Source organism: Lacticaseibacillus pantheris DSM 15945 = JCM 12539 = NBRC 106106 (genome assembly GCF_001311175.1).
Classification (GTDB): Bacteria; Bacillota; Bacilli; order Lactobacillales; family Lactobacillaceae; genus Lacticaseibacillus; species Lacticaseibacillus pantheris.
The window spans coordinates 19333-45676 of sequence record NZ_BBAI01000008.1; the positions used below are offsets into that span (position 1 = coordinate 19333).

At 53.0% G+C, this 26344-nt stretch carries 19 protein-coding genes and 5 pseudogenes; 5 read left to right on the forward strand and 19 right to left on the reverse strand.

Going from position 1 to position 26344, the window contains the following annotated elements:
• Positions 1–67: 67 nt before the first annotated feature.
• The gene (locus JCM12539_RS04230; RefSeq protein WP_054649504.1) at positions 68–721 is read left to right on the forward strand and encodes an ABC transporter ATP-binding protein; all 654 of its coding nucleotides are present in this window, start codon (positions 68–70) and stop codon (positions 719–721) included.
• On the forward strand, positions 718–1473 hold the full coding sequence (locus JCM12539_RS04235) for an ABC transporter permease (protein ID WP_054649506.1): 756 nt from the start codon (positions 718–720) through the stop codon (positions 1471–1473). The genes JCM12539_RS04230 and JCM12539_RS04235 overlap by 4 nt, the downstream gene beginning before the upstream one ends.
• 121 nt (positions 1474–1594) lie before the next feature.
• Here the strand turns inward: JCM12539_RS04235 and JCM12539_RS04240 are convergent, their stop codons facing one another.
• Positions 1595–2032 (reverse strand): MerR family transcriptional regulator, encoded by a 438-nt coding sequence (locus JCM12539_RS04240; RefSeq protein ID WP_054649508.1) that lies wholly within the window; start codon positions 2030–2032, stop codon positions 1595–1597.
• Positions 2033–2108: 76 nt separating this feature from the next.
• On the opposite strand from JCM12539_RS04240, the gene JCM12539_RS04245 reads away from it, so the two are divergent.
• Positions 2109–3110, forward strand: a complete 1002-nt coding sequence (locus tag JCM12539_RS04245) for an NAD-dependent epimerase/dehydratase family protein (protein WP_054649510.1) — start codon at positions 2109–2111, stop codon at positions 3108–3110.
• A gap of 332 nt (positions 3111–3442) precedes the next feature.
• Here the strand turns inward: JCM12539_RS04245 and nrdJ are convergent.
• Positions 3443–5685: pseudogene (nrdJ, locus tag JCM12539_RS04250) on the reverse strand (ribonucleoside-triphosphate reductase, adenosylcobalamin-dependent).
• A 414-nt stretch (positions 5686–6099) separates the two neighbouring features.
• Between nrdJ and JCM12539_RS04255 the strand changes: the two are divergent.
• Positions 6100–6941: pseudogene (locus tag JCM12539_RS04255) on the forward strand (aldo/keto reductase).
• A 161-nt stretch (positions 6942–7102) separates the two neighbouring features.
• On the opposite strand, the gene JCM12539_RS04260 reads toward JCM12539_RS04255, so the two are convergent.
• From JCM12539_RS04260 to JCM12539_RS04315, 12 genes and pseudogenes are all read right to left on the reverse strand, one after another.
• Positions 7103–7579 (reverse strand): alpha/beta hydrolase family protein, encoded by a 477-nt coding sequence (locus JCM12539_RS04260; protein ID WP_054649512.1) that lies wholly within the window; start codon positions 7577–7579, stop codon positions 7103–7105.
• 109 nt (positions 7580–7688) lie between these two features.
• Positions 7689–8366, reverse strand: a complete 678-nt coding sequence (locus tag JCM12539_RS04265; protein WP_156302058.1) for a S9 family peptidase — start codon at positions 8364–8366, stop codon at positions 7689–7691.
• Positions 8341–9051 (reverse strand): TolB family protein, encoded by a 711-nt coding sequence (locus JCM12539_RS04270; protein WP_054649516.1) that lies wholly within the window; start codon positions 9049–9051, stop codon positions 8341–8343. Before JCM12539_RS04270 ends, JCM12539_RS04265 begins: the two co-directional genes overlap by 26 nt.
• 1444 nt (positions 9052–10495) lie before the next feature.
• Positions 10496–11740, reverse strand: a complete 1245-nt coding sequence (locus JCM12539_RS04280) for a M20/M25/M40 family metallo-hydrolase (protein WP_225350238.1) — start codon at positions 11738–11740, stop codon at positions 10496–10498.
• Between the two features lie 27 nt (positions 11741–11767).
• Positions 11768–12880 (reverse strand): peptide ABC transporter substrate-binding protein, encoded by a 1113-nt coding sequence (locus JCM12539_RS04285; protein ID WP_082405337.1) that lies wholly within the window; start codon positions 12878–12880, stop codon positions 11768–11770.
• Positions 12843–13451, reverse strand: coding sequence for an ABC transporter substrate-binding protein (locus tag JCM12539_RS14575; RefSeq protein ID WP_054649522.1), 609 nt, complete (start codon positions 13449–13451; stop codon positions 12843–12845). The genes JCM12539_RS04285 and JCM12539_RS14575 overlap by 38 nt, the downstream gene beginning before the upstream one ends.
• A 29-nt stretch (positions 13452–13480) precedes the next feature.
• Positions 13481–14680 carry a metal-dependent hydrolase family protein gene (locus JCM12539_RS04295; RefSeq protein WP_054649524.1) on the reverse strand — a complete coding sequence of 400 codons (1200 nt, stop codon included), beginning with the start codon at positions 14678–14680 and terminating at the stop codon, positions 13481–13483.
• Positions 14681–15358: 678 nt separating this feature from the next.
• Positions 15359–15607 (reverse strand): SOS response-associated peptidase family protein, encoded by a 249-nt coding sequence (locus JCM12539_RS14580; protein ID WP_263849743.1) that lies wholly within the window; start codon positions 15605–15607, stop codon positions 15359–15361.
• Positions 15549–15965: an SOS response-associated peptidase family protein gene (locus tag JCM12539_RS04300; protein WP_054649526.1), complete on the reverse strand. Its 417-nt coding sequence runs from the start codon at positions 15963–15965 to the stop codon at positions 15549–15551. Before JCM12539_RS04300 ends, JCM12539_RS14580 begins: the two co-directional genes overlap by 59 nt.
• 20 nt (positions 15966–15985) lie before the next feature.
• Positions 15986–16618 (reverse strand): hypothetical protein, encoded by a 633-nt coding sequence (locus JCM12539_RS04305; protein WP_054649528.1) that lies wholly within the window; start codon positions 16616–16618, stop codon positions 15986–15988.
• A 196-nt stretch (positions 16619–16814) separates the two neighbouring features.
• Positions 16815–18158 (reverse strand): annotated as a pseudogene (gene gdhA, locus JCM12539_RS04310) (NADP-specific glutamate dehydrogenase).
• A 154-nt stretch (positions 18159–18312) separates the two neighbouring features.
• Positions 18313–19146: a MetQ/NlpA family ABC transporter substrate-binding protein gene (locus JCM12539_RS04315; protein WP_054649529.1), complete on the reverse strand. Its 834-nt coding sequence runs from the start codon at positions 19144–19146 to the stop codon at positions 18313–18315.
• A 400-nt stretch (positions 19147–19546) separates the two neighbouring features.
• Here JCM12539_RS04315 and JCM12539_RS04320 point away from each other — a divergent pair.
• Positions 19547–20694, forward strand: a pseudogene (locus JCM12539_RS04320) (ArgE/DapE family deacylase).
• A gap of 516 nt (positions 20695–21210) precedes the next feature.
• Here the strand turns inward: JCM12539_RS04320 and JCM12539_RS04325 are convergent.
• The 5 genes and pseudogenes from JCM12539_RS04325 to JCM12539_RS04350 all read right to left on the reverse strand — a co-directional run bounded on the left by JCM12539_RS04325 (position 21211) and on the right by JCM12539_RS04350 (position 26002).
• Positions 21211–21594: a nuclear transport factor 2 family protein gene (locus JCM12539_RS04325; RefSeq protein WP_054649531.1), complete on the reverse strand. Its 384-nt coding sequence runs from the start codon at positions 21592–21594 to the stop codon at positions 21211–21213.
• Positions 21595–22065: 471 nt separating this feature from the next.
• A pseudogene (locus tag JCM12539_RS04330) lies at positions 22066–23528 on the reverse strand (6-phospho-beta-glucosidase).
• Positions 23529–23753: 225 nt separating this feature from the next.
• On the reverse strand, positions 23754–25199 hold the full coding sequence (locus tag JCM12539_RS04340; RefSeq protein WP_054649535.1) for a 6-phospho-beta-glucosidase: 1446 nt from the start codon (positions 25197–25199) through the stop codon (positions 23754–23756).
• A gap of 96 nt (positions 25200–25295) precedes the next feature.
• Positions 25296–25655 carry a PTS lactose/cellobiose transporter subunit IIA gene (locus JCM12539_RS04345; RefSeq protein WP_054649536.1) on the reverse strand — a complete coding sequence of 120 codons (360 nt, stop codon included), beginning with the start codon at positions 25653–25655 and terminating at the stop codon, positions 25296–25298.
• Positions 25656–25681: 26 nt separating this feature from the next.
• Positions 25682–26002: a PTS sugar transporter subunit IIB gene (locus JCM12539_RS04350; RefSeq protein ID WP_054649538.1), complete on the reverse strand. Its 321-nt coding sequence runs from the start codon at positions 26000–26002 to the stop codon at positions 25682–25684.
• Positions 26003–26344: the final 342 nt, after the last annotated feature.

A 26344-nucleotide genomic window follows, 5' to 3' on the forward strand; every position in this document is an offset into this window, starting at 1 on the left:
TAATACTCAAAGGCGCCTAGAATTATGCTATATTAGATAACAACGATTATATACAGGAAGTGACATCATGTCAGCAATTATCCAACTCAATGAAGTGGCCTACCAACCGGCGGCCACTCCCATTTTGGCGCACGTTAACCTGACCGTACAACCCGCCGACTGGCTCACCATCGTCGGCCCGTCCGGCTCTGGTAAAAGCACGTTGCTCCGACTTATCGCCACGTTAATTTCACCAACGAGCGGGACAATCATGTTCCGGGAACGCAACCAACAAGACTACGACCCGGTCGACTATCGCCGGCAGGTATCCTACTGTTTTCAGCAGGCCCAGTTATTCGGCGACACGGTTCGTGACAACATCAGCTTTCCCTTCACCATTCGCCGCCAAGACTTTGACGAGCAGCTCGCCAACCATTGGCTCGAGCGGTTCCAGTTGCCCACCAGCATGATGGACAAACCCATCAGTGAATTATCCGGTGGCGAAAAGCAACGCGTAGGACTGATTAGAAACGTGCTCTTCACGCCTGCGGTCATGCTCTTGGACGAAGTCACCACTGGGTTAGACACGGAAACCAAAGACATCGTGCACCACGAATTGCTACGCCTCAACCATGACGATGGCGTCACCATGATTGCCGTCACCCATGATGAAACCGAGATTGCAGCGGCCGACCACGTGCTGACCGTTGACCACCACACACTGGAGGTGAAGCCATCATGAACCTCATCGTTACCCCAACCGCGTTGGTCTTGGCCGTCGCTCTCGTCCTCATTGCCCTGGGTGTCAGCCTGAAACAACATCTTGGCCTCGAACGGGACCTGGTCATCGGTGTCGTCCGCGCCGTCATTCAGCTCACCGTGGTCGGTTACGTGCTGACTTACGTAATCAAAATTAACCGCGCCCCGCTTACCATCCTGATGGTCGCCATCATCGTGGTGAACGCCGCGCTGAACGCACGTAAACGTGCCGGCACCCTGCCCCATGCCTTTGCCATTAGCTTGGCCGCCATCGGGGCTGCCACCACCATTACTTTGGTTATCCTGATTGCGACCCACGCCATCAAGTTTATTCCGTCACAGGTGGTTCCGTTTACCGGGATGATTGCCAGCAACGCCATGGTTGCGATTGGGCTCGCCTATCGCAGTATGAACGCTAGCTTCCACGACCTGCGTCAACCTATCCTTGAACGCCTGGCGCTTGGTGCCGACGCCAAGCAGGCGACGGCGGGGCTTGTGCGTCGGGCGGTCAAAACGGGGATGTCGCCAACCGTGGATTCGGCCAAAACCGTCGGCCTGGTTAGCCTGCCCGGCATGATGTCCGGCCTCATCTTTGCCGGCGTCGACCCCAGCAAGGCCATCATGTACCAGATATTGGTTACCTTCATGATGCTAGCCACAACCAGCCTCAGTAGCGTGATTGCCTGTTCACTAGCGTACCGCGGGTTCTTTAATGAGCGGTTGCAACTGCAGTAACGCCATGTCTGCAAAACGGCTGTGCCGAACACCCTTAAAAAGCCGCCTGATGAAAATCAAATGGACCAAGACCCGGAAATTTAATGATTTCCGATTCTTGGTCCATTTTTACGGGTTTTTTTCAAGCCGTAAACGGGTTCGGTAACCCGTTTTTCTCTTTATCCGCAGAAGCCAGCGCCCATTCATGAGCCACTTTGGTTTCAGCGTCCGGTGAGGCGTACATCGCCAACTTATAGTCGATTTCGGCCAAACTGTGGGCAATTTCTTGCTGTTTGGCGATGACTTGTTCCCGGTGGCCGGAAAGTAACGCCCGGCGCGCCTCAGCCGTAGTCGGTCCTGCCATCACCAATTCGATGTATCGACGGATATCCGCAATTTTCATCCCGGTGCTTTTCAAGCATACAATCGTGTGTAATAAAGCCAAATCACCATCGGTAAAAGCACGATAACCCGATGCATCACGGGCCACGAACGGCAATAAACCGGCCTTATCGTAAAAACGTAACGTGGAAATCGTTAAACCGGTTTTTTGAGCCACAGTTTGAATTGAATATGCCATTTAAAATTCCCCCTTGCACTAAAGTATGGTTTAGGGTTTATCCTCACGATAATAACTGAAACGGAGGACATATGCAATGTCAGAATTAACGTTAGTCACCGGTGGCAACGGCTTTTTAGCCTTACACATCATTAAACAACTTTTAGCGAACAATCATCCCGTGCGCGCAACCGTGCGTAATTTGAACAAAACCGACGAAGTCCGCCAAGCATTAGCAACAGCCGGCGTTGCAACGGATCAACTCAGTTTCATCCAAGCTGATCTGCTCAACGACGCGGATTGGCCCAAAGCCATGCAAAACGTCACCCACGTGATGAGCGTTGCTGCCCCAGTCTTTGTGAACGGCGAAACCACTACTGATGAAATGAACCAAACCGCAAAAACCGGCACCTTGCGGATTTTAAAAGCTGCTAAAACAGCAGGCGTCAAGCGGGTGGTGATGACTGCCAATTTTGGCGCGGTTGGGTTTTCTAATCATTCCAGTCGCCCAACTACTGAAGCAGATTGGACTGACCCTAACGAACCTGGCTTATCGGATTACGAACGCTCTAAACTTTTGGCAGAACGTGCTGCCTGGGATTTTGCCCAAAGTGACCACCTTGATTTGGCCACGGTTGCCGCAGGGGCGATGTTGGGCAACCCATTGAATGGTCATGTGTCCGGTAGTTTTGGCTTGGTCAACCAATTGCTCGACGGTTCAAGCAAATTTATCCCTGACATCGAGTTTGTAGTCTCAAATGTCGCCGACGTCGCCGATGCCCACGTCAAGGCATTGTTTACACCCGCTGCTTCTGGTCAACGCTTCTTAGCCACGAACGGGTCGATTAGTTTGCCTCAAATTGCTGACCTTATTCGTAAACAACGCCCCGCACTAGCGGCTAAACTGCCACGGCACATTTTACCGTCTTGGGTGATTCGCATGGCCGCGCCTTTCAATGCCCAGGCCCGCAGCGGAAAATTGTTCTTATCGATCAACCACCATCCATCCACGCAAAATGCTGAACAACGCTTAGCTTGGCAAGCAAAACACAGTGTTGATGAAACAATTTTGGCAACAGTCGATGCTTTGCAGGGATAAGGGTGCCACATCCTGTTGATCCAAACAAAAGGCCAAAACTGGTCCTGCAAAATTGCAGGGGAGTGCGGCGACGCTCCTTCGTTACCTCTGCTTATTAAAACGAGTTGCGCCCCGCAGAAACCGACGTATAAGGGACTCCCACCAAAAGGCCAAGTGCGGGCCAGTCGGATTGCTGGGGAATGCTGCGATGCTCCCCCGTTACCTTTGCTTATTGAAACGAGCTGCGCCCCGCAGAAACCGACGTATAAACAGCTCCGAACAAGAATCCAAGTACGGGATTCTCGTCCGGAGCTGCTTATACTCTGGTTTCTAAACGCGGGGCTCCGCTCTCTCTACTTCACCGGACAAGCCCCCGACGCACAATCACTCTGATCAACCAGCTCCAACCCCTTAGTATCGGTTGGGTGCAACTTTGCAAACGCCGCCTGCACGTCACCCGTAATATTATTCTTCAACTGGAAGTACCGGTCCTTACTAATCGGTTCCTTCGGCGCCTGCTTAAAGCCAGCACCAACATACGGCAACAACGACGTCGACTTCGTTGTATTCCGGTACTGCCGGAACAACGGCGCAATCTGGTCGGCCTCCTCCGGCTGGAACGTTACCGTACAACTAACCGAGTTGTCCGCCCAATACGTCTGCAGGAACGCCTGCGTCGCAAACTGCTCCGCAATCGACACGTTACCCGCTGATGCAAAGTCGGGACTGTCCGCGTGTGCCGCCCGCACTGGGAACTCCACACACACCGTATTCTTAGTGTACACATCAGGTTCAATGTGGTAATCACACGCCGCCAACGCGTCCAACAACGGGTCACTGTCTTGGAACCGAATCCGCTGAATCAGGTAGTTGCTGTAGTGGAAGTGCATCCCCTCGGACACACCCGCCAACTTGGACACCGTGCCCGAAGGCTTCACCGTGGTGTGCTTGACCGAGGTGCTGCAACCCAATTCGTCGGAATACTTCTGGTCAGCCGCCACCACGGCTTTGTATAACCCGTCGAACGCCGCCACGGCGTCTGGCTTGTACACCGGCTGCTTAACCATCTCACCTGACTCATCACGGACATCCTGCCAACCCTGAACAACGCGGTGCCCAAAGCGAGTCAAAATCCAGTCCTGAATGCCAGACATCGACACGCCGATGCGCCGATTCTTGTGGATAACATTGCGGGAAATTTCCCAATCGTAATCGCTGAAGGTCACACGCTTAGCGTAACGGGCCGCCAATTCAAAGGCGCGGTGTAAATCCCAATCCTGCTCCTCGGCAATCACCGGGAAAACTTCAAAGAGGTTACATGGCTCACCATTGGCTAGCGAAATCTCACCACAAGGTTGGTCCCCTCAACCTCCGCGTCAATGCCTTCCTGACGACCGTCCGCCATGCGGCCATAGTTGCGCGACAATTCGAGGTTAACCATCCCCGGTTCGCCATTCTGCGCGATGGCCTGGGCAATCTCCTCGTAGCCAGTAAAGTTACTATCTACCAGCACACTGTTGTTAGACGCCCAACGGTGGTGGTAGAGCTTGTCCTTATCCTGCTTCATCGTGATGAAGTCATGGTCGTCCGCTCCACCCAAAGCAATCTCGGCCGACCGGCGCACGTTACCAGCCACCACCGTTTTGCCGATCAAGTTGCCCATATCAGTACAATCAACCGGGGTGAGGTTCTGCCCCACGCGGGCGTTAATGACATCATTAATGTCAATCATCATCTCGACGAGTGGTGCTGGCCCGGAGGCGGTCCCGCCAAAGCCGTGGATTTTGGCCCCACGCGGACGAATATTAGAAACATCAATCACCACTTCATGGTTGCCCGACGGATTAGCGGACAGGAAGTGACTGTCAATCATGGCCGCGTTGGCAACCACCCAGCCCTCGCGCGTGTCGGGCACCTGGTAGTAGACCTTCCCGTTCATGTCGTTGGCAGCGAGCCACGCAGCTTTGTCCACCGCGCCGGCCTCAAGCGATTCGTCATAGGCACCACTTTGCTTGTCAATGACCACGGTTAAATCAACCGCCTGGTCAACGGCTGGCATCTGGTCGACGTTCTTTTTGGCCACGGAAAAGCCGACCCCGCCGCCCTTCATTAATTGGTCGAATAGGAATGAAAACGGCATTGATGGTACTGGCTGACTGTTGTCCACGTACCACGGCTGAATGTGACTTTGCCCGTATGGTTGTGGCCGCACGGCGACAAACCAGCAGTTATTCAACGCGTCACCATTACGCTTTTGGTAATCCGTACCCGAAATCCACAAGTTCCGCCCACTCGGCGTGGCGGCCAAACCGTACACCAACCGGAATAGGTCCTGGGCCTCCTCCGTTAGCTCGGCGTAGACGGCAGGATCCACGTTGTCGGTGTGGAGCCGTGGGTCCAAATTTATGTTCCCCTCAACCACACGCCGCACGGTTTCGTCCCACTCCTCCGCACGATTCTGCTCGGGCAACCACCGCGCGTAGGTGCGCTTGTACGTCACCCAACCCAATGGTCCCCAATGCGGGGTCACCTCATTCTTAACCTGTTCCACAAAGTCGTCGGTCAATCCGACGCGAATAGAAGTTGCTACATCCATATTGTCGTTCCCCCTATATGTAGTTTTGCTATACTGATTAATATACTACATATTGTGCGTAATGGGACTATTGACTTTTGGCGTAACCATTATTTTCCTAACTGAGATAACAGCGTTGAACAACTCTACAAGCTCCGTAATATCTATTTGGCTAGCGTTGCCCACCGTTAAATTGCGTGTTTAACGACATAGAAATGCAGCGAAAAAAAATTTAACACTATTGGACTCCCGAACAAATTCTGATATTTACAACCATATCTAGGCGATGCACTTGCTTATAATCCACCGCACTACCTAATTTATTTCCTCAGAACTAATTTTTCGTAAGTATTTCATCCAATTAGCTTGCATTCCACCTACTAGAAGGTAGTAGTATAGACGTATAATCAATTCCGGTTTTAACAAAGGAGCAACATGCAAAAACAATTTCATTTCGACGATGAACTAGTGGTTAACCGTCTTGGTTATGGCACCATGCAGCTACCAGGCAAAGGAGTGTGGGGCCCCGCAGCGGATCCGCAACGGGCCAGCCAAGTAATTACCACCGCCATTGACCACGGTGTCAACTTTATTGACACGGCCGACTCATACGGTCCGTTATACGCCAACCTTTACCTCCGCGAGGCGCTGCGTCAGCGGCCGGACGCCAAAGTCATGGTGGCAACAAAAGTCGGCTTCACGCGCCAAGGACCGGTCAGTGGACCGAACTAGGTGACCCGGCGTACTTGCGCCAACAGGTCGAACTCAACCTGTTCACTTTGGGCCTGGACCACATCGACCTCATGCAGCTACACCGAATTGACAGTCGCTACAGCATTGCCGATCAGGTGGGCGTCCTCGCCGATATGCAAAAGGAAGGCAAGATTAAGCACATTGGTCTGAGTCAAGTGTCAGTTGGCCAGCTCAAGACCGCCCAGGCAGTGGCCCCAATCGTGTCCGTCCAGAACCGGTACAACCTGATCGACCGTGCGGATGAGGACGTACTGAACTACGCCGACGAACACCACATTGCCTTTATCCCGTGGTTCCCGTTAGCTACCGGCAGGCTCACTGCTGGCGACACTCTGTCCACCATCGCGGCCAAGTACCAGGCCAGCCCGGCGCAGATTGCCTTGGCATGGTTATTACAACGGTCCGACGTAATCCTGCCAATTCCGGGTACCAGCAACCCCGACCACGCCGTGCAGAACATCGCGGCCGCCGACATCACGTTGAGCGATGGCGACCGGGAGCTGCTTGACCACCTGGCGGACTAAATACAGCGTCGCCTCACCTAACACACACACTGATATCAATTTTGTGTGTTTGTTGGGTGAAGTAACTGAATTACTACTACTTCTACACCAACAAAAAATCCAGCACACGGCGTCACCACACTATGTGGTCACACCGTACGCTGGATTTTTGATCACTATGATTATGCGTGACGCTGGAACCATTCCATGATGGCTTCCATACGCTCAATGCGCAGGTTCGGTAATCCTGAACGGGATAGTTCATGGTTACTCTTCGGGAACCGGACAAACTCCGTCTCCACGCCTTTGAGTTTCAGCGCGTTGTAGAACTGCTCGCCCTGCTCAATTGGGCAACGACGGTCCTCCTCACCGTGCAAAATGAGGATGGGCGACTGCGCCTGGTCAACATATTTCAACGGGCTAAACTGCCACCAGCGGTCAGCGTTTTCTAGGCCGCTTTCCCACTGGTCGTCTAGATTGATGGGCAGGAAGTCCCACCCAATGTCACTCGTGCCAAACATGCTGACCCAATTCGAAATTGACCGGCACGTTGCCACAGCGCGGAACCGCGCTGTATGCGTCTCAATCCAGTTGGACATAAAGCCGCCGTACGATCCGCCAGTCGCGTACACGTGGGTATCGTCAATATCGGTGTCCAAATGTTCGGCCTCATCGACGGCTGCATCAGGTCCTCGTAGTCATTATTCCCGTAATCGGCCAAAACGTCATGCGCAAAGGCATTGCCATACGTCGCACCACCACGCGGATTCAGGTAATGACGCCATACCCAGCGTTCGCCAGCACCTGCAACTCGTGGTAGAAGGTCTCACCGTATGCCGCGTGCGGGCCGCCATGGATGTACAGCACCGCGGGGTGGGCCGTGCCTTTGACCACGCCCACCGGCCGGTAGTACCACCCCTGAAGCGTACGGCCATTCCGCTCAAAGCTAAAGTCGTCGGGTGCCACCGTGGTGTGCTCCTGCGACCAAGTCGTGTTCGGGTCGTACAGTAGTGTGCTGTCGGCCGACTCGACCTCCTTGAAGTACAGCTGGCTGGGAGTGGTAATCGTACTTTGCGTGTAGTATACGCCCTGACCATCGTCAGTGAAGGCAAAGTCGGTCACGTGCTGGCGACCACCTACCACGACGCGACTATGTCCGTCTAAATCAGTGGTATGTAGTTCAACACAGCCACGCCTCGATGCCACGTAACTGATTTGGTCATCCCCAGTCCAGGCCGCAACCCGACCGCTGAGGTTCTGCTGAGTGTCAGCGGCGAGGGCGGCACCAATCTCGACGTCTTCATCATCAAATAGGCGCCAGACTGCGCCACTTTGGCAGTCCACAACGAATAACGTGTTCGACAACCAGCCAGTATCTTCATTCGGGTTACCGGCCAGCAACAGCTTTTGACCATCGTGACTAAAGGCCACCGACAAATGAGCCATACTCCATCCCCGTTTCAACGCGCACGGGTGTTGACTCACCCGGTGTCAGCAACGAGACCACGTCGGCAGGACGTTGTGGCGCGTCGGTGGCGACGTTATGGTCAATCGCCAACTGTCCCTGGGGACTGACGGCGGCCACAGTGTACTCGGTGTCGTCCTGATAAAGCAGTTCATGGTCGGCCTGGGCCCACCCCTGTTTATATAGAAGGAAACGGCGGCGCTCGTCCAGCAACCAGGGGCCGTTATCCTGATAGTGCAGGCGGGTCACGCGGGTGGCGTGGAGCCAGTCCCTTGGCTGTTGGGGATGTTGGGACGTGACCTGCACGAACCACCCCTCACCATCTGGCTGCCAATGAAATCCCGTGACACCGTCGGCAAACCAGGTCCGCTGGGTAGCCGCACCGCCAGTAAACGCTTGGGTAAAGACTTGCTGGTGCCCGGCCTGGTCGTGGCTCAAAAACGCCAGGGTACTACCGTCTGGCCCCAAAGCCGCGGCGGTGTCGTGCTGCTGATCGTGGCCCAAACTAACCCGCTCCCCGGTCGCCCGGTTTTGGAAAAAGAGCCGACTACGATAATCATTATGTTCTTGATCAATCCAGTTCTCGTTAAACACCACGCCAGCCGCCGTTGGTACTGACCGCGATAACGTTTTGATGTTGTATAAATCAGTTGTGCGTACGCGCAAAATGGTCACCCCTTCGTATTGACACTTGATAGTGTTTGTAATGCCATTTTAATGCTTTTCACATGTTAATGCGAATTTTTCTACCACAGCGTTTGGGTCGAAGGATCGTTGGTCCCAAACACGTGGGCAGGGTTTGGGATGGAGGCGTCGTGGATTACGACAGTAGTGATTGTCGGCCGCGTTGGTCGGGTTGGCGAGTTACGCTCCGCGGTAATCCACTGCTAGGGCGAAACCTCCAACTCGCCAAGTGCATGCGAGTTTCCGGTGCGATTCTGAGCCTGCCCGGAAGCCCGCCGGTCAGTCTCAGAATTCGTCGCGTTCTAATGGCTAAAGCCATAAGAACGTTACACCCCGGCAGTGGTTACCGCTCCGACCCACACGCCTCCACTCACCAACCCGATCGACGCGGCCTCACGCTACTGCACTGACCACGTCTCCGGACACGACGCCTCCACGCCAGCCCCCACCCGCGGTGCCCGATAGTTCGATGACGTCAAACACCACCGTTGAAATCCTGCCAGGGTCAGTCCATGACAAATGCGTACTCAGTAAAATTGCATCAGATACAGATTTGAATATTGCCGTTAATTAGACGCCTATTGGTAAATAATTGCCGGATATTCCCAGCGGCCGCTACTGTAAGGCTTTATTTAGTCAGCACCAAACACTGTCCGTAATGCTGCGTGCGTGTCAGTTAATTGAATCATTCATAAATCCGCTCGCAAGTGTGGTTCTAGCCGGTGGGGTCTGCAGAATGCGAGGACGTCTGGACCGAGAACGGTCACCATCTACCGTTGGTCGTACTGGCGTGGTGGCGGAGGTTGAGCGGCTGCTCCCCGCGACGGCTGCAGGCCCGGAGTTCTGTCGGAGTTACTGCCAGTTGGAGCGCAGCGACTACTGGCAGTTACGACTTACAGAATCAAATTGGCTAGACCGAGTGGTTTTCTCGGGCTACGGCAATTCGCGGTAGCCCGGCACGGGCGTGAGGCGCGTAGCCGGTCGCGGGGACCAGCCGCTCAACCGGAGCCACCACGCCAGTACGACCAGCCAATAGCAGCGGTCACCGTGGAGTGGTCCACCAAGTCGTAGCACGCCACGGCACCCCCGCCGACCAGACACTCGGACACAGCAACACCCACGTAGCCAATCGCGACTTCGTGGGTGTTGCAATTAATTAGGAATCGTTGTTGATTCGTTCTGTGATATACCCAAAGCAACGAGTAGGCCGTCATGGACAACAATCCACGTGATGTCGCTTCTACCTAGACCGCGAACGGTAGCGTTACGTTGGCTTATGCTTGCTGGCCGAAATTTGCCACGCCCCGCATGAACCGCACCATAAAGTACGTCCCACGCTGGTAGTCCCTGACCCGCATGCTTTCGTTAGGCGCATGCGCCCCCGAACCGAAGTACCCACAGCCGACCGCAACAATGGGTGCGTGGATCACCGCGTCCATCTGGCTTCTGGGCCGCTGCCAGCGCTGTTCGGAATCACCCGCACTTTGCCTTCACCGTAGACCGCTTCAGCCACCCGTTCGGCCTCCTTGAAAAATGGTGAATCAATGTCGGACCGGAACGCCTCCTCAGCTAGGTTAAAGTGCATCTCCACATCCTCAAAGCCGTTTTGATCCAGTTGGTGCCGAATCATTTTGTATACCGTGGCTGCGTCCTGCCCCGGTACAATCCGACAGTCAATCTTGGCCTTTGCGTACCGCGGAATGACGGTCTTCACCCCGCTACCGTTATAGCCCGCCTCAATACCGTTAATCGTGATGGTTGGTGCAGTGACGCTGGCCGTCTTGGGGTCGTCGGTCGTGAACGGCGTGCGCATCCCCGTACGCTCACGAATACCATCCGCATCAAAGTCCATCTTGGTAATCGCGTCCCGTGCAGACTGGCTGATGGGTTCAATATTATCGTAATACCCGTCAACTTTGATGTGCCCATCCGCAGTGCGAATTGAGTTCAATGCCTGCACCATCCGCCACGCCGCGTTGTCCACGTACGCCGCCATCGAGGAGTGCATATCCACGTCGGCCGTCTGAACACTCATATCAAAGGCGCTACAGCCCTTCACACCACCAGTAATGGTAAAGTGGCCCTGCTCGTTGATACTACCGCCTTCCCAGACGCATACGTCGCAAGCCATATCGGCCTGGTGGGCCTGCACGTAATCATTAAAGTGAATGGACCCAATTTCCTCCTCGCCCTCGACCACAAACTTAATGTGGCAAGGATAGCCGCCATGATCGTACATGTATTGCATCGCGGTGATGCGGGACATCAGTTCACCTTTGTCGTCACCGATTCCGCGAGCCCGAATCGTACCGTCATCCTCAAAGGTTGGTTCGAATGGCTCCGTGCGCCACTCTTCAATCGGTTCTGGCGGCTGCACGTCATAGTGGTTGTAGAACATGATGGTGCTGTCGCTGGCACCCTCGAATTCAGCAAAGACGACCGGGTTACCGCCCTGGTCACTCCACGCTTCCACGCGTGTAGCCCCAATGGATGCAAACTTGTCCTTGATCCAAGCAACGGTTTCGTTAATACCTTTGCCCTGCGCCGAAATGCTCGGAATCTTCACGTACGGCGCTACCTCCGGAAAATAGTCCATTGCAAACTGCTCAACGGCCGCCTGCTCTTCGGGACTGTTAATTGCTACTTTGGTTTCTGTCTTAGTTTCTGTCATGTGTATATCCTCCTTGAATGTTTAATCCTACTTGTTTGCAAGGTAGACACCGCGCCAGCCTGGGGTGCCGCCGGCGGGGTTGTCCACATAATTCTTAATCTTAGTGTTACGAAGGTACGTTGTTGAAAGCTGGTACAGAGGAATTACACCCTGATCCTTCATCAGAATTTGCTCTGCATCAATCATTTTGTTCCACCGTGTACTGTCATCGGCCGTAGTTTCGGCAGTATTCATATCGTTATCGTACGTAGCGTTGCTCCAATCACCAAAGTTGTAACTGTTACCCGTCTTAAACATGTCGAGGAACGATGCCGGGTCTGCATCCGGACTCCAACCTGAAACGATGATGTCAAAATTACCGCTTTGTAGGTACTTAACTCGGGTCGCCTTTGGTACTTTCTTAATGGTCAGCTTGAGACCCTTGAGGTTCTTCGTCCATGTATTTTGTAGGTACTGAACGATACTGTCGTGCGTATCATCATCATCGGAGGTCACGGTTAGATCAAGACTAGTTGCGCCAATTTGTTTCATACCCTTATCCCAGTAGTCTTGCGCGAGTTTCTTATCGTAACTGACACCACTGTCAGCAGTATTCTTGTTGTATGCTGCCTGGGCAAAATCCTTGCCCTTATAACTACTAATTCCTTGAGTCACAACCCCAAGTGGCACCGTGGAGCCATCGTTGAGCACGTTGTTAACAAATTCCTTCCGGTTAATCGCTAATGATAGGGCCTTGCGAATATACACATTGTTAAATGCCTTCTTGGCCATATCTGAACTAGGAGATTTCTGGTTGACCTGGACAAAGTAGTTTGCTCCACTCTTAACCTGTTTGAAATCCTTGTTATTCTTTTCGTTTTGTACTTGGTTGCCGATTAGCGTCGTTTGGTCAAGTTGACCAGATTCAAACATGTTGAGACCAGTGGTTGCCTCTTTAACCACCTGGTACGTAACATCGTCAATGTGTATGTTGCCCTTGTTCCAGTATTTATTGTTCTTAGCCAGCGTCCAAGAATCTCCTGACCCATTCCACTTTTTCACTGTGTATGGGCCTGAGTAGCCAACTTTAGTTGAATCAGTTCCATACTTGTCCCCGTATTTTTCAACCATTTTTTTTCTCAACTGGCATAAATTCTGCATTTCCCAGCATCTGTTCAAATGTTGCCATTGGGTGATCCATCTTGACCACTAGTTTGTAGTTACCATCTGCCGTGACACCCAGCGTAGAAACATCCTTCTTGCTGGAGGTGATTGCGTCCGCATTCACAATCCCCGAAAAACGGTAGGCGTTCTCCGCTGCTGTCTTAGGATTAACTTCTCGTTGCCACGAGTATACGAATGTCTTGGCCGTGATAGGCGTGCCATCAGCCCAGTACGCGTCCTTCCTAATATTGAAAGTGTAGGTTTTGCCGTCAGCGGACTTGGTCCAACTTTTCGCAATTCCGGGCTCCACCTTATTATTTTGACCGATGGTGATGAGCCCCTCTTCAGTATTGTTAATTACCTCGCCACTAGTAGTTTCGATACAATGGGCTGGATCCAAAGTCTGTAAGTCACTCGCGATAGCCACGCTAATTTTGGATGTAGTTGATGCGGACGTCTTTGAACTACATGCCGCCGTCATCAATGCCACCGAACCCACTGCGACCGCCACGCTGACCACCTTCTTCACGTGATCAAAACGGTGCCTGCTAATACTGGATGTATGCATAATATTAACCCTCATTTCGTTATACCAGACTAAAATCGACGTTCGCCGTGCTGATAAACTTGCTTATCGTCCTGGCGAATTGCGTTGATATCCGCGATGGGATTCTCATTGATTACAATAAAGTCAGCAAACTTACCCGGCTCCATCGTCCCGTAATCGGCATCGACCCCAATCAACTCAGCTGCATTCTTCGTTGCAGCATACAAGGTATCCTGCGGAGAAACCCCGATTTTGTTTACCATCAGGTCCAACTCATTCCAATAGCCCTCTTTAAAATCATTAAACGGTGTACCCGCATCCGTGCCCGTTGCCATGGGTACCCCTTTACGGACAGCCATGCGCATGTTGTCATAGAACGCCTGGCTAAACTCAGTGGCCTTGCGCGTCATATGTTCAGGAATCTTACCGGGACCCTTCACCACTATTGCCTCAACCGCATTGAGCGTTGGTACCAAGTACACATGATGTTCAACCATGAACCCAGCTTCGCTTTCATCGATATAAATACCGTGTTCAATTGAGTCAATTCCCGCTTCCAACGCTACCCGGATACCTTCTGTACCCTGAGCATGTGCGGCTACTTTGCGTCGACGAGCATGTGCCTCACGGATTGCCACCCCAATTTCTTCCGGGGTAAAAGCAACGTCTCTGGGATCATCCCCTTTGGACATCACGCCACCGGTCGCCATCACCTTGATACAGTCCGCACCATTTTTAAAGGCCTGCCTAGTAGCCTTCCGCATCTCATCAGGCGAATCAACGAGGTACGAATCGCCATCCTTATGGTCAGCACCATCTCCATGGCCGCCCGTGATGCTCATTGCACGCCCTGCCGCCACAATACCAGGAGTAGGAAAGCCGTAACGGTCGTGATTATTACGAATCTTGATGTCTACATCGTAACTAGTACCCAGATTACGTACATAAGTAATACCAGCTTGAATTGCATCACGTAGATTTTTGATGGCCATCATGGTCGTTGTGGCCTCATTGTCTGGACCATCGGTGGTGTGAAATGCATCCGCCCCGACATGTACATGGCAGTTAATCATTCCCGGCATCACGTATTGTCCGTGAAAATCAACCTCATGGTCCGCCGGTGCCGGCGATCCCGTTCCTGATGCAACCACGCGACCAGTCATATCGTCGACACTGAACCACGAGTTCGGCGTAAACCCATCATGCGCACCATCAAAGAAATTAGCGTTGGTGTAATTCGTTGTTGTCATGTTATTTATCTCCCTCTACGTTCGTTTGCCTGATGCCAAAATTCAGGTTAAAAACCGCCATCACCCCGTTTTCAGTACAAAAAAAATGACGCCCGCCCATTAATCCACTAATGGGTGACCGCCATTCTCCGCGATTAGGCAGAAAATGGCACCAAAATTGTTATTGGAATACGCCCAGACGGCGCAGAACACACGACTAGCATTTCTGCTAGCAACGCCTACCTACCGCAACAACAACGCTGCGTTAGTCGTGTTCAACAACAATTTTGGTGCCACAAAGTTAATTTTAAGCATAAAAAATACCCCCGCCGGCAATATGTTTTGCCGGGTACTTGCGTGTAGCCACAACTCTCAGTGGTCTACGGTGACGTGACTCATCCGGCGATCAAAAGACCGCCCATAGGTGAATTACAACGCACGCAAGCACAACAACGCGGAGGCAACCTGGTTGTTCTTTACTTCGTTAATTCGTGATACTACTGTGACTGACATCTGACATTGAGTCATGATCATTGCCCCTTTCGCTGTGGAAGATTTGGTCCTCTTGATGAGGATGGAATTATCATACGGCTTATAAAATTAGAAGTCAACCGTTATTTCACATTTTGTTATCAAAATACTCATACAAGCCATTAATTATCCCATCAAACCTTTGCCCCGCGCGGTTTAAGGACGGCATTAATCTTGATTATCCCAATCCAACGGTATGTCTTCGCCCAATGCCACCTGTCGCGTACCCCGTAAACGGTCCATAGGGTGTGCCAGCCAATGTTGGGCAAAGGTGGTATCCATAATCCAGTCACGGATGTGTTGCTCGTCCACCATTAGCGGCATCCGGTCGTGCACCGCCCCGACATCTTGGTTGGGGTTAGTGGTCAGGATGACCCCGCGTGGCCCATCCGGGTAGTCCCGAATAATACCCGCCAAAAAAAATTACTTGCTGATCAGAACGATCAAAACTAAACCGTTCGTGGCTGGGATTCCATTCGTAGAAAGCATCGCTCGGGAACACGCAGCGATGCGCCAAAAAGGCGTCCCGAAACATCGGCTTATCCAGCACCGTTTCTGCACGTGCGTTAATGACAGGCCGGCTGCCAGCAAAGCCCGGGAAGCCCCACTTAACGGCGCCCAAGGTCATCCGGTCACCTTTGCGAGTTACCACCGCCATGTTATCCCCTGGGGCCACCTCGCCAGTCTGCACGTTGATCCCTTGCTCGGCCAGTTGCCGGGCGAGCGTCTGGAGTCGCGGCGATCCCTTTACGTTGAATGAATAACGTCCACACATAATTCCACCTCTTGGTAGTTTTAGAAGGCAGTTCCCTGCCATTCCCAACCGGCACCGTGATAACTGACGACCAGTTGGCCTTCGTCGTGCTGGTCAGCCACCTGAAACAACAGCTGCACCGTCCGTGTTTGGTCAGCGGGCACCACCTGCTGGGACGACAAAGTGGTCAGTTGCGGCATGGCCGCACCACTGTTGTACATCTGAAAATCAGCCAGGTTAATACGCAACTGCTGGGTCCCACGATTGCGCAACGTTACGGTCACCTGCTCCACCTTTGTACCATCTGAGTTACGGCTGGTGGGTGCTCCAACCTTCACCGTCAAATCGTGGGCAAACTTAAGGCTCTGTCCATACTGCACGTCACGACCTACGGCTAACTGATCGTCAGAGGCCGTTGTTTTGCCAGGCTTACGTTGTTCTACCGGCCGTGGTGCGAGCCGACTCGCCGTACGCGCAGCAGTAATCGTGTTATGTAGCATCACACCGGCCCCCGCCCAACTACCGAGGGCGATGAGTACACCAATTCCCAGTAAGGTTAATGGTCGCAATAACGACGCCTGCCGCAACTGGGCGTGCGCGGTCATAAAGGCTGCACCCACAGTGAGTGCAGTCCCGCCCAACCCCAAAATGATAATCATCCACAACCCAGACATATCGACTACCTCCGACAATAATAATTCCGTTATACAATGCCCAGACGTGCTGGTCAATAAATATATCGATTTACTCACCGAAGACTCACGGCCGCTCCTCCACGCAGCCCAACGTAAAGAGGGCATCGCAGCTACGCAAGCCGTGATGTCCTCTATTTATGCCTTGTTGCCAAACGGCGAGCAAAGCATCAATGATTTAAATAATCCCCTGTGCCATCATTGCGTCAGCCACTTTGCTGAAACCGGCGATGTTGCGCCGGCAATGTAGTCGTGGCCCAGGTCGTACTCGTCCGCAGCATCAGCCGAAGCCTTGAAGATGTGCTCCATGATGCCCTTGAGACGACCATCCACTTCGTCAAAGCTCCAGGACAAGCGTTCGCTGTTCTGGCTCATTTCCAAAGCGGAGACGGCCACACCACCCGCGTTAGCGGCCTTGGCTGGCCCCACTAGCAAACCGGCCGCCTGTTACGCCGCCGTGGCTTCTGGCGTGGAAGGCATGTTGCACCCTCCGCCACGCTTTGGCGCCGTTCTTAATCAGGCGTGCAGCCTGGTCACCACTAATTTCGTTCTGGGTTGCACATGGTAGGGCAATGTCGTAGTCGACATCAAAGTCCCAAACGGAGCCCTCATGGTACTCGGCCGTCGATACGCGGTCAGCGTACTCCTTGATCCGGCCGCGTTCAACTTCCTTAATCTGCTTAACTACCTGGTAGTCGATCCCGTTTTCATCGTACACAAAGCCGTTGGAATCCGAGACGGTCAGGACCGTTGCGCCCAGCTCGGTTGCCTTCTGCGTAGCGTACGTAGCCACGTTACCGGCACCAGAAATCTTCACGCGCTTACCAGCGAGCTGTTCACCGTTAGCTTGCAACATGGCGTCCGTGTAGTACAACAGGCCAAAGCCGGTTGCTTCCGGACGGGCCAGGCTACCACCGTAGCTCAGACCCTTACCGGTCAGAATGCCCGCCTGGTACCCATTGAGGCGGCGATACTGGCCGAACATGTAGCCAATCTCGCGGCCACCAACGCCGATATCGCCGGCCGGCACGTCCACGTCGGGACCAATATACTTCTGTAACTCGGTCATAAAGCTCTGCGTGAAGCGCATGACCTCAGCGTCCGACTTACCTTTGGGATCAAAGTCCGCCCCACCCTTGGCACCACCGATTGGCAAAGTGGTCAGGCTATTCTTCAACACCTGTTCAAAGCCGAGGAACTTCACGATGGACAGGTTCACGGTTGGGTGCAACCGCAACCCACCTTTGTAGGGTCCAATCGCACCGTTAAACTGGACGCGGAACCCCCGGTTAACCCGGACGTGCCCGGCATCATCCACCCACGGTACGCGGAACTGGACCACACGTTCTGGTTCAACCATCCGGCCAATCAAGTTGGCATCCACGTACTCGGGATGCTTTTCCAATACTGGGGTGATGGTCTTCAGAAAATTATCGACTGCCTCAATAAATTCAGGTTGGTGCGGGTCGCGTTGCACTAATTCGGCGCGGACCTGCTCCAAATATGTTGTCGCTGCTGTCATAAGGGGGTACCATCCTTTCGTTCAAACCTAAACTTTGAATTAGATACTCTCTCATTTTATCATAGGGACTAACGTTTACAATGCAACCTCTTCAAAAAGTCGACAAAAAGTTACACCGTGTCTTTCCCGCAACGACAACGTTCAAACAGCTTACCTAAAATTTGTAATTCCACGCCGGCGTTTCGGTCGACTTGTAAATCTTCTTAATTAGCTTAGCAATTGACTTCGTCTGGTAGGCCTTAACAATCTGCTTGTACGCCTTCTTATTCTTTTCCTTCTTGTTAGCCACGATGATGTTAATCCACGGCTTGCTCTTCTTGGTGATTGGTTCACGGTAAATGGCCTTTTCTGGATTCAGCTTGGCGTCAACGGCCACTCCGGAGTTGATGACGGAAGCCGCTACGTCGGGCAGGCTCTTCGGTAACTGGGCGGCGTCAATGGCTTCGACCTTGATTCCCTTAGGACTAGACTTAATGTCCTGAGTTGTTGGCAAATCCTTATTGTCCAACTTAATTAACCCGGCTGCTTCCAACAACTGAAGTGCACGCCCCTCGTTGGTCGGATCGTTCGGTACGGACACGGTGTCGCCCTTCTTCAACTGCTTAAGCCCCTTAATTTTCTGGGAGTAAACGGCCAACGGCGCCAGGACGGTCTTCCCAATTGCCACCAAGTTACCGTGGTGCGTCTTGTTCCAGTTATCCAGGAAGTATTGGTGCTGGAACGCGTTCAGGTCAATGTCGCCATCCTGCAAAGCAGAGTTAGGTTTGTTATAGTCGCTGAACTCAACCACCTTAATTTTGATGTGGTCCTTCTGCACCTTCTTATCGACTGCGTCCCAAATACGTTTGTCGGCACCAACAATCCCCACTTTGACCGTGGTGGTTTTCGTCGTCTTGGCGGACGCGTGGTTACTGCCCCAGGCGGCGAGCGTTAAGGCCAAAGCCGCGGTAAAACCGACACTAATAACTTTCTTCAATCCAGACTGCATAAACAATTCCTCCTCATTTGACGGACAACGCGATAGTAAATAAAAAAAACGCCCACTCCTAACGGTGAAGTTAGAAGTGAGCGGGCCCACGGTACCATTCTAATGCGACCACAATAGTGATCCTCTGCAACGGACAAACATCCGTGTGCACTGTAAAGGGTGCCGACCATCATCGCCTCACATTACTGCTCAGTGTGCCGCTATCATCAAGCCATATTCACGACTACCAGTTGCCCCGTTCGCACCAACCCGGTTCTCTGCTCAACTGAATCGCCGTTACTCACTTAATCGCGTTTGTAACTTTAAGTTGTCTTCATGATACCACACCGGTTTTTAATGTCAACCATTGCTTTTTAATTTTAGCGTGCTATTTTGGAAGTACATTAACCAACCTGAAAGGATGGTGGCACACTTGGACGAAGCAACCACTTTGCTACAACAGCTCATTCAACTGAACACCGACACCGCCAACGGCCACGAGAGCACCGTTGCTGATGTCTTGGAACAATTATTTACGGACGCGGGCATTGCGACCAAACGTATCCCCTTTGCCGAGGGCCGCGACAACCTAGTCGCGAATTCGGCGAGGGCAGCCCCGTGTTCGCGTTCGGCGGCCACGAGGACGTCGTCAACCCCGGGGACCTCAGCAAGTGGCAGTACCCGCCGTTCAGCGCCACCATTGATGGCGACCGTCTCTACGGCCGCGGTGCCAGCGACATGAAGTCCGGCCTCGTGGCGATGGCCCTCGCGTTCATCCACCTGAAACAAAGCGGCTTCCCGCACCACGTCCGGTTTATCGCCACCGTGGGTGAAGAATATGGCGCCCCCGGTTCACGTCAATTGACGGAACTCGGCTATGCTGACGACCTCGATGCGCTGGTGCTGGGCGAACCCACCGGTAACGTCATCGAGTTCGGCCATGCTGGTTCGTACAACTATGAAATCACCAGCCAGGGCCAGGCAGTCCATAGCTCGATTCCAGATCAGGGCATCAACGCCACAACCAAGCTAGTCGACTTTGCGGTGGCCGAACGCACCGCCTTTGATGACGCTCCCGTTGACCCCGTTTTAGGCCCACTCGTCCACAGCGTGACCATCCTGCAGGCCGGCGACCAGGTCAACACGATTCCTGGTAGCGCGCGGCTCGCGGGCAACATTCGCCCCACCAAAGCGTTCACGAACGAGCAGGTAACGGCGCGGTTGCAGGAAGTGGTCCAGGCGATTAGTGACAAGGGGCCCGGCACGCTGGAGTTCCACCTGACGCACAGTTTTTACCCGGTCGTAACGGCCAAAGACGGGCGGCTGGTCACCACCGCCAATGCGGGCATCGCTGCGGCTTCGGGGCAGCCGGTGCCACTCGCTACGTTTAGCGGGGCCACCGATGCTTCGGAATTCACCAAGAGTAGCAACCAGTTCGAGACCATCATCTTTGGCCCCGGCAATGAGGACGGCAACGTGAGCCACCAAGTCAACGAGTACGTCAGTTTGACGCGGTTCCACCAAGCCATCAATGAGTACGAACAAATCGCGCGGCATTACTTCGCGTAAACAATTGAACGGCGGCGAGACTTCTGGAGGTCTCACCGCCGTTCTTTTGTGTGGGTAGTGCTGGTAAAGTGGTGGTGGGGTTGCGGCTTTGGTGGTTTCCGGCAGCGTCGGTCGGGTTGGTGAGCTACGGCTTACGTGGGGTACTCCATGGTAACCACTGCTAGGGCGAAACCTCCAACTCACCAAGACCAGGTGAGTTTCCGGTGCGATTCTGAGCCTGCCCGGAAACCCGCCCGGTCAGTCTCAGAATTCGTCGCGTTCTAACGGCTAAAGCCGTAAGAACGTTACACCCTGGCAGTGGTTACCATTCCGACCCCACACGCCTACGCTCACCAACCCGACCGACGCGGCCTCACGCCACTATAGTGGCAACTTCATCTCCGGGCACGATGCCTCCACCCCACCACCACTTTACTGGCACCCGTTAGTTCGAGCCGAATTGGTAACATTTCATTGTGGAGTCAGACTATACTATCTCAGTAACTGCAATCCTTCATCAAGTTAACGACTTTACCCCTAAAACATACCGTTACCGTTCTGGGACTGGTCAGGCACCACCTGTAATACGTCAAAATGCTCAACAATTTTGCCGTCATCATCCAGGCGGAAAATATCCATGCCGGCGTAATCGTGATCACCCGGCCATACTTGTTCACAGTGTAGAACCACATAATTGCTCTCAGCAATCACCTTGTGGAAAGTCACGTGCTTGCCAGGATACTCGCGCGCCATCCGCTCAAAATACTCAATAAAAGCTTCTTTACCATCGGCAACTCCCGGATTGTGCTGAATATAAGTGGCCCCAGCATATTGCCCAATCACTTCACGGGGATTGGACTGGTTAAACATAAGGTCGTAAAACGCGGTCACGTTGGCTTTGTTACGTTCAAGGTTTGACATCGGTAACTCCTCTTAACAGACTATTTTAATTGTTCAAACTTGCTGTTACTTTAACATTAACACGTCAAGTGATTCTGTCAATCTGTTGATTTATTATCAAAATAGTTACTTCCGTGCTTACTATCGATAGTACAAGCCAATAATAATTTCACGACTCGTTTAACCAATTAATTGATTGGGCGAACCACCATTGTAGGTTGGGGTGCAGAACGTGGCGGAGGTGGGGACCGGGTTGGTCGTGACGGCTGCCGGCACTTGTTCTGTAGGAGCGAAGCCGACGTACAGAATCAAACCTTTGAAATCGAGTGATTTTCCTCGAGTTCAAAGGTTCGCGGTAGTCCGGAACGGACGTGAGCGTGAGGCTAGTAGCCGGTCACGACCAACCCGGTCCCCACCGGAGCAACGTTCTGCACTCCAACCGGGGGCGACCACAAAAAAAAGGGGGGGGTTCAAGCCCCCTCCAAAATACCGTTACTTGACGTCAGCAAGGTTGCCCCCGTTGGTTTTGATGACCTGCTGGTACCAGTAGAACGAATCCTTCCGTGACCGCGCAAAGCTACCTTTGCCTCATCGTCCACATCCACGTAGATAAAGCCGTAACGTTTGGACATCTGTCCAGTGCTGGCAGCAACAAGGTCGATGCAGCCCCACGGCGTGTACCCCATCAGGTTGACGCCGTCCAACCGTACCGCGTCAATCATGGCCTGCACGTGCTGGCGCAGGTAGTCCACACGGTACGGGTCGTGCACGCTGCCGTCATCCTCAACGTGGTCCACAGCGCCCAGGCCATTTTCCACAATGAACAACGGTTTGTGGTACCGGTCAGTCAGCCAATCCAGCGCAAACCGTAGTCCTAATGGATCAACCGTCCATCCCCACTCGGTCTTCGGTAGGTACGGGTTCTCCGCCAGCTGCTTGCCGTCCGGTTTAAACGCGTACCCACTTTGCTCGTCGTACTGCACCGCGTTGGAAGCATAGTAGCTAAAGCCGATGTAGTCAACCGTGCCTTCGCGCAAAGCCTGGAAGTCTTCCTCCGTCGCATCCGGCCGGAAGTCCTCCCGCTCCAGATACTTAACCAGCCATTCAGGGTACTCGCCGTTCACCTGCACATCGGTCCACCAGTTCCGCAAATCGTTAACCTTGTGGGCAAAGAGGACGTCTTCCGGCTTAGCGAGATGGCGTAGAACGGCGTAAAGTTAATCATATTGCCAATTTCAAAGTCAGGATTAATGGCGTGCCCAATTTTAACCGCCAACGCGCTGGCCACTAGTTCGTAATGCGACGCCTGAAACATGTCCGCCTCACGGTCCTTAGCCGGTGTCCCCTCTGGATAGACCAAACCGGAATTAGTCGCCATCAAAAAAATCGTTGAGGTAGTCCGACTGGTTATCAATCTCGTTAAACGTCATCCAGTATTTCACGCTGTCACGGTACCGCTCAAAACAGGTGCGGGCAAACCGAACGAAGAAGTCAATCACCTTGCGACTCCGCCAGCCGCCGTACTCGTGCACCAGGTGCAGTGGCATCTCAAAGTGGGACAGGGTAATTACCGGTTCAATCCCATAACGGTGGCATTCAGCGAAGAGGTCGTCGTAAAACTTCAGTCCCGCCTCGTTCGGCTCGGCATCATCACCATTGGGGAAGATTCGTGTCCAGGCAATCGACGTGCGGAAACACTTGAAGCCCATCTCGGCAAATAGCTTCACGTCTTCTTTGTAGTGGTGGTAAAAGTCAATGGCATTATGGTTCGGGTAGTACTTCCCCGCTTCCACGTCCTGAGTAATTTCCCGTGGAGTGGTGGCCGAACCCACGGTCATCACGTCCGCAATGCTGGGCCCCTTACCGTCGGCGTCCCAACCACCTTCGAGTTGGTGTGCAGCTACCGCGCCGCCCCACAAAAAATTCTTTGGTAATCCTGACGAACTCGTTGTCATTAAAATATCCCCCTTGAACGTATTGATATTTTCAACATTAATCAGCCGGCGTTGTTAGCGCTACCAGCCACAGCTTTATGGTACAACACGGTACGCCAACCGCTCGTTTTTTTTCGATGTAGCATGTTCCGTTTATCCGCAAAAAAAATGCCACCGCACCCAATCTCTCGGCGCGGTGGCACAGTGTTGATAGGCCAATTAACGCCCGCAAACATACTCATGCAGTTAGTCGCCCAAATCGGCGCCATTCGTGGCAATGAGGTGCTGGTACCAGGCAAAGGAGTCCTTCTTGTACCGCTGGTCGCTCCCCTGACCACTATCGTCGCGGTCAACGTAAATGAGGCCGTACCGTTTAGCCATTTCGCCGGTGCTGGCAGAAACTAGGTCGATGGGACTCCACATGGTATAGCCAATGACGTCCACCCCGTCTTCCACTACGGCCAACTCCATCTGGCGAATATGATCACGTAGGTAACTAATCCGGTAGTCGTCGTGGACCTGCCCGTCAGCTTCCAGCTTGTCGTACGCGCCAATCCCGTTCTCCACAATCATGGTTGGCTTGTGCCACCGGTCCTGAATCCAGTTCAGAATCCAGCGCATCCCCTGGGGGTCAATCTGCCAACCCCACTGCGACTTCTCAACGTACGGGTTGTCGACCAAGTCGTTGTGCTCATCGTACTCAACTTTGCCGTCTGCGCGCTCCTGCACCGTGAATGAAAAGTAGTAGGACATCCCTAAAAAGTCCGCCGCGCCAGCCTTCAACGTGGCGAGGTCCTCATCCGACAACGGAATGTCGTAACCCTTACGCTCGAAGTACTTCAACAGCCAACGGGGGTATTCGCCCTCCATCTGCACGTCACCGTAATAGTAGCGGTACTGGAGTGCACGTTCGGCCAGCATCTGGTCACCTGGCTTAGCGGTCAACGCGTAGATAGGCACCATGGCGAGCATCGCCCCCACCTGCAGCTGCGGATCCACCTTGTGTGCCGCCAGCACGGCCTTGGCGCTCGCAACCATCTCGTTGTGCGCGGCCTGGAACATGGCTTCCTCCCAGTTCACGCTGTCGTCGAGCTGGAGCCCGGAATCCTGGTAGAGGTGGTGAGCATTCCGCCAATCGGACTGGTTGTCAATTTCGTTAAACGTCATCCAGTAACGGACCTTGCCGTCAAAATGTTCAAAACAGGTCTGGGCAAAGTGTTCAAAGAAGTCGATGAGTTTGCGGTTACGCCACCCACCATACTTTTTGACCAGGTTGTACGGCATTTCAAAATGGGACAACGTGACCACGGGTTCAATCCCGTTTGCTAGTAACTGGTCGAACAAATCATCATAGTAGCGCAGCCCCGCTGCGTTCGGCTCGTCTTCATCCCCGTTCGGGAAAATACGGGTCCAGGCAATTGATGTCCGGAACGCCTTGAGTCCTAATTCGGCAAACAACTTGATGTCTTGCGGGTAAGTTTTGTAGAAATCAATTCCCCAATGGTTGGGATAAACTTTGTCATCCTGTACGGTGTCCGTGACCACGCGCTGGGGCTGTTCCCGGCTGGCCGCAGCCATCACGTCGGCAATAGATACACCTTTCCCGTCCGCCTGCCAGTTACCTTCCACCTGATGGGCCGCCACGGCACCACCCCAGAGAAAGTCATCTGGCATCTTTAAAGCTTTACTCATAAATTTATGCACCCTTTCTTCCCTTACCAGAAAAAAAGGCAAGACAAACAAGCAACCTGTTTGTCTTGCCTTCAATTTTCGTTCATACCACCGGTACTAGTCGGCGACGTCCTGACCGTCGAGCTTCTTGTATAAGTCGACAATCTCACCCGCCAAGTCGCGGAAGGTGATGGCGTTCATCAGGTGGTCTTGGGAGTGCACCGTCAGCAGCGTAACGTGTGCGTGTTTCCCGTTGGCCTCGTCCGTCAACATACCAGTCTGAGAGTTGTGCGCCTCGGAGAGGAACCCATCGGCCTCTTTGAGCTTAGCATCCGCCCCATCAAAATCACCGTGCTTAGCAGCGTCGATGGCTTCAAAAGCGGAGCTCTTGGCGTTACCGCCATTCACAATCAAGCCCATAATGGCTTCGAGGTTCTGGTCCTCTTCTACAGGTGCATCAGTATTTGTTTCTGCCATGTGCAATGTCCTTTCGTTACGGGCGCCTACTTGGCCGCCTCGTCAATGGTCTTCAAAGCAGTCTTGAGGACGTTCTCGCCGTTCATCAGACCGTAGTCCTGCATGTTGATAACTTCAACTGGGAAGTCATATTCAGAGTCCAACTTCTTCTGCAGGTAACGTACCTGAGGGCCGAGCATCATGACGTCAGGGTTGCCGTCCTGGAGCTTGTTCTTAATGTCGGAAGAAGCCGTTGCGGCGATGTTCACCGTGATGTCATCCTTTTCGGCGGCCTTCTGCATCTTGCTTACCAGGAGGCTAGTTGACATACCAGCGTTGCAGACCAACAAAATATTCTTTTCAGCCATAATAATTTCTCCTTATTTAGCGTACCGTATTCCACAATAGTTACTCACCACGATTGCTGTAAGCCTTTTTAGCAACCGCTTTCAGCTCCACGTCCATAATATAATACATGGGTACAAATTTTGCAAGTGCTTACAAATATTTTTTTTGCCAATATTTGCTGAGTTCAGCAACCAAATTATCGCCGCCAACCGCTTCATGGCGGGCTTTACGTGCATTATCATCAGCTAAATAAAAATATTTGGCACTGTTCGGCGTATTTTTTTTAGGGGGCTAATGGTGCTATTATAGGGGTACAAATATCGTTAAAGTGTGGCGTAACTGTACTTGCAGGCTTAATTGCT

Bases quoted from the DNA above. Each gene is read 5' to 3' on its own strand.
- JCM12539_RS04300 (WP_054649526.1), bottom strand. From the start codon at position 15,965: ATGTGTGGACGTTATTCATTCAACGTAAAGGGATCGCCGCGACTCCAG.
- JCM12539_RS04285 (WP_082405337.1), bottom strand. From the start codon at position 12,880: ATGCAGAATTTATGCCAGTTGAGAAAAAAAATGGTTGAAAAATACGGG.
- JCM12539_RS04340 (WP_054649535.1), bottom strand. From the start codon at position 25,199: ATGAGTAAAGCTTTAAAGATGCCAGATGACTTTCTCTGGGGTGGTGCC.
- JCM12539_RS04240 (WP_054649508.1), bottom strand. From the start codon at position 2,032: ATGGCATATTCAATTCAAACTGTGGCTCAAAAAACCGGTTTAACGATT.
- JCM12539_RS04245 (WP_054649510.1), top strand. From the start codon at position 2,109: ATGTCAGAATTAACGTTAGTCACCGGTGGCAACGGCTTTTTAGCCTTA.
- JCM12539_RS04305 (WP_054649528.1), bottom strand. From the start codon at position 16,618: ATGTCTGGGTTGTGGATGATTATCATTTTGGGGTTGGGCGGGACTGCA.
- JCM12539_RS04280 (WP_225350238.1), bottom strand. From the start codon at position 11,740: ATGACAGAAACTAAGACAGAAACCAAAGTAGCAATTAACAGTCCCGAA.
- JCM12539_RS04295 (WP_054649524.1), bottom strand. From the start codon at position 14,680: ATGACAACAACGAATTACACCAACGCTAATTTCTTTGATGGTGCGCAT.
- JCM12539_RS04350 (WP_054649538.1), bottom strand. From the start codon at position 26,002: ATGGCTGAAAAGAATATTTTGTTGGTCTGCAACGCTGGTATGTCAACT.
- JCM12539_RS04230 (WP_054649504.1), top strand. From the start codon at position 68: ATGTCAGCAATTATCCAACTCAATGAAGTGGCCTACCAACCGGCGGCC.
- JCM12539_RS14575 (WP_054649522.1), bottom strand. From the start codon at position 13,451: ATGCATACATCCAGTATTAGCAGGCACCGTTTTGATCACGTGAAGAAG.
- JCM12539_RS04345 (WP_054649536.1), bottom strand. From the start codon at position 25,655: ATGGCAGAAACAAATACTGATGCACCTGTAGAAGAGGACCAGAACCTC.
- JCM12539_RS04325 (WP_054649531.1), bottom strand. From the start codon at position 21,594: ATGTCAAACCTTGAACGTAACAAAGCCAACGTGACCGCGTTTTACGAC.
- JCM12539_RS04235 (WP_054649506.1), top strand. From the start codon at position 718: ATGAACCTCATCGTTACCCCAACCGCGTTGGTCTTGGCCGTCGCTCTC.
- JCM12539_RS04315 (WP_054649529.1), bottom strand. From the start codon at position 19,146: ATGCAGTCTGGATTGAAGAAAGTTATTAGTGTCGGTTTTACCGCGGCT.
- JCM12539_RS04265 (WP_156302058.1), bottom strand. From the start codon at position 8,366: ATGGCTCATTTGTCGGTGGCCTTTAGTCACGATGGTCAAAAGCTGTTG.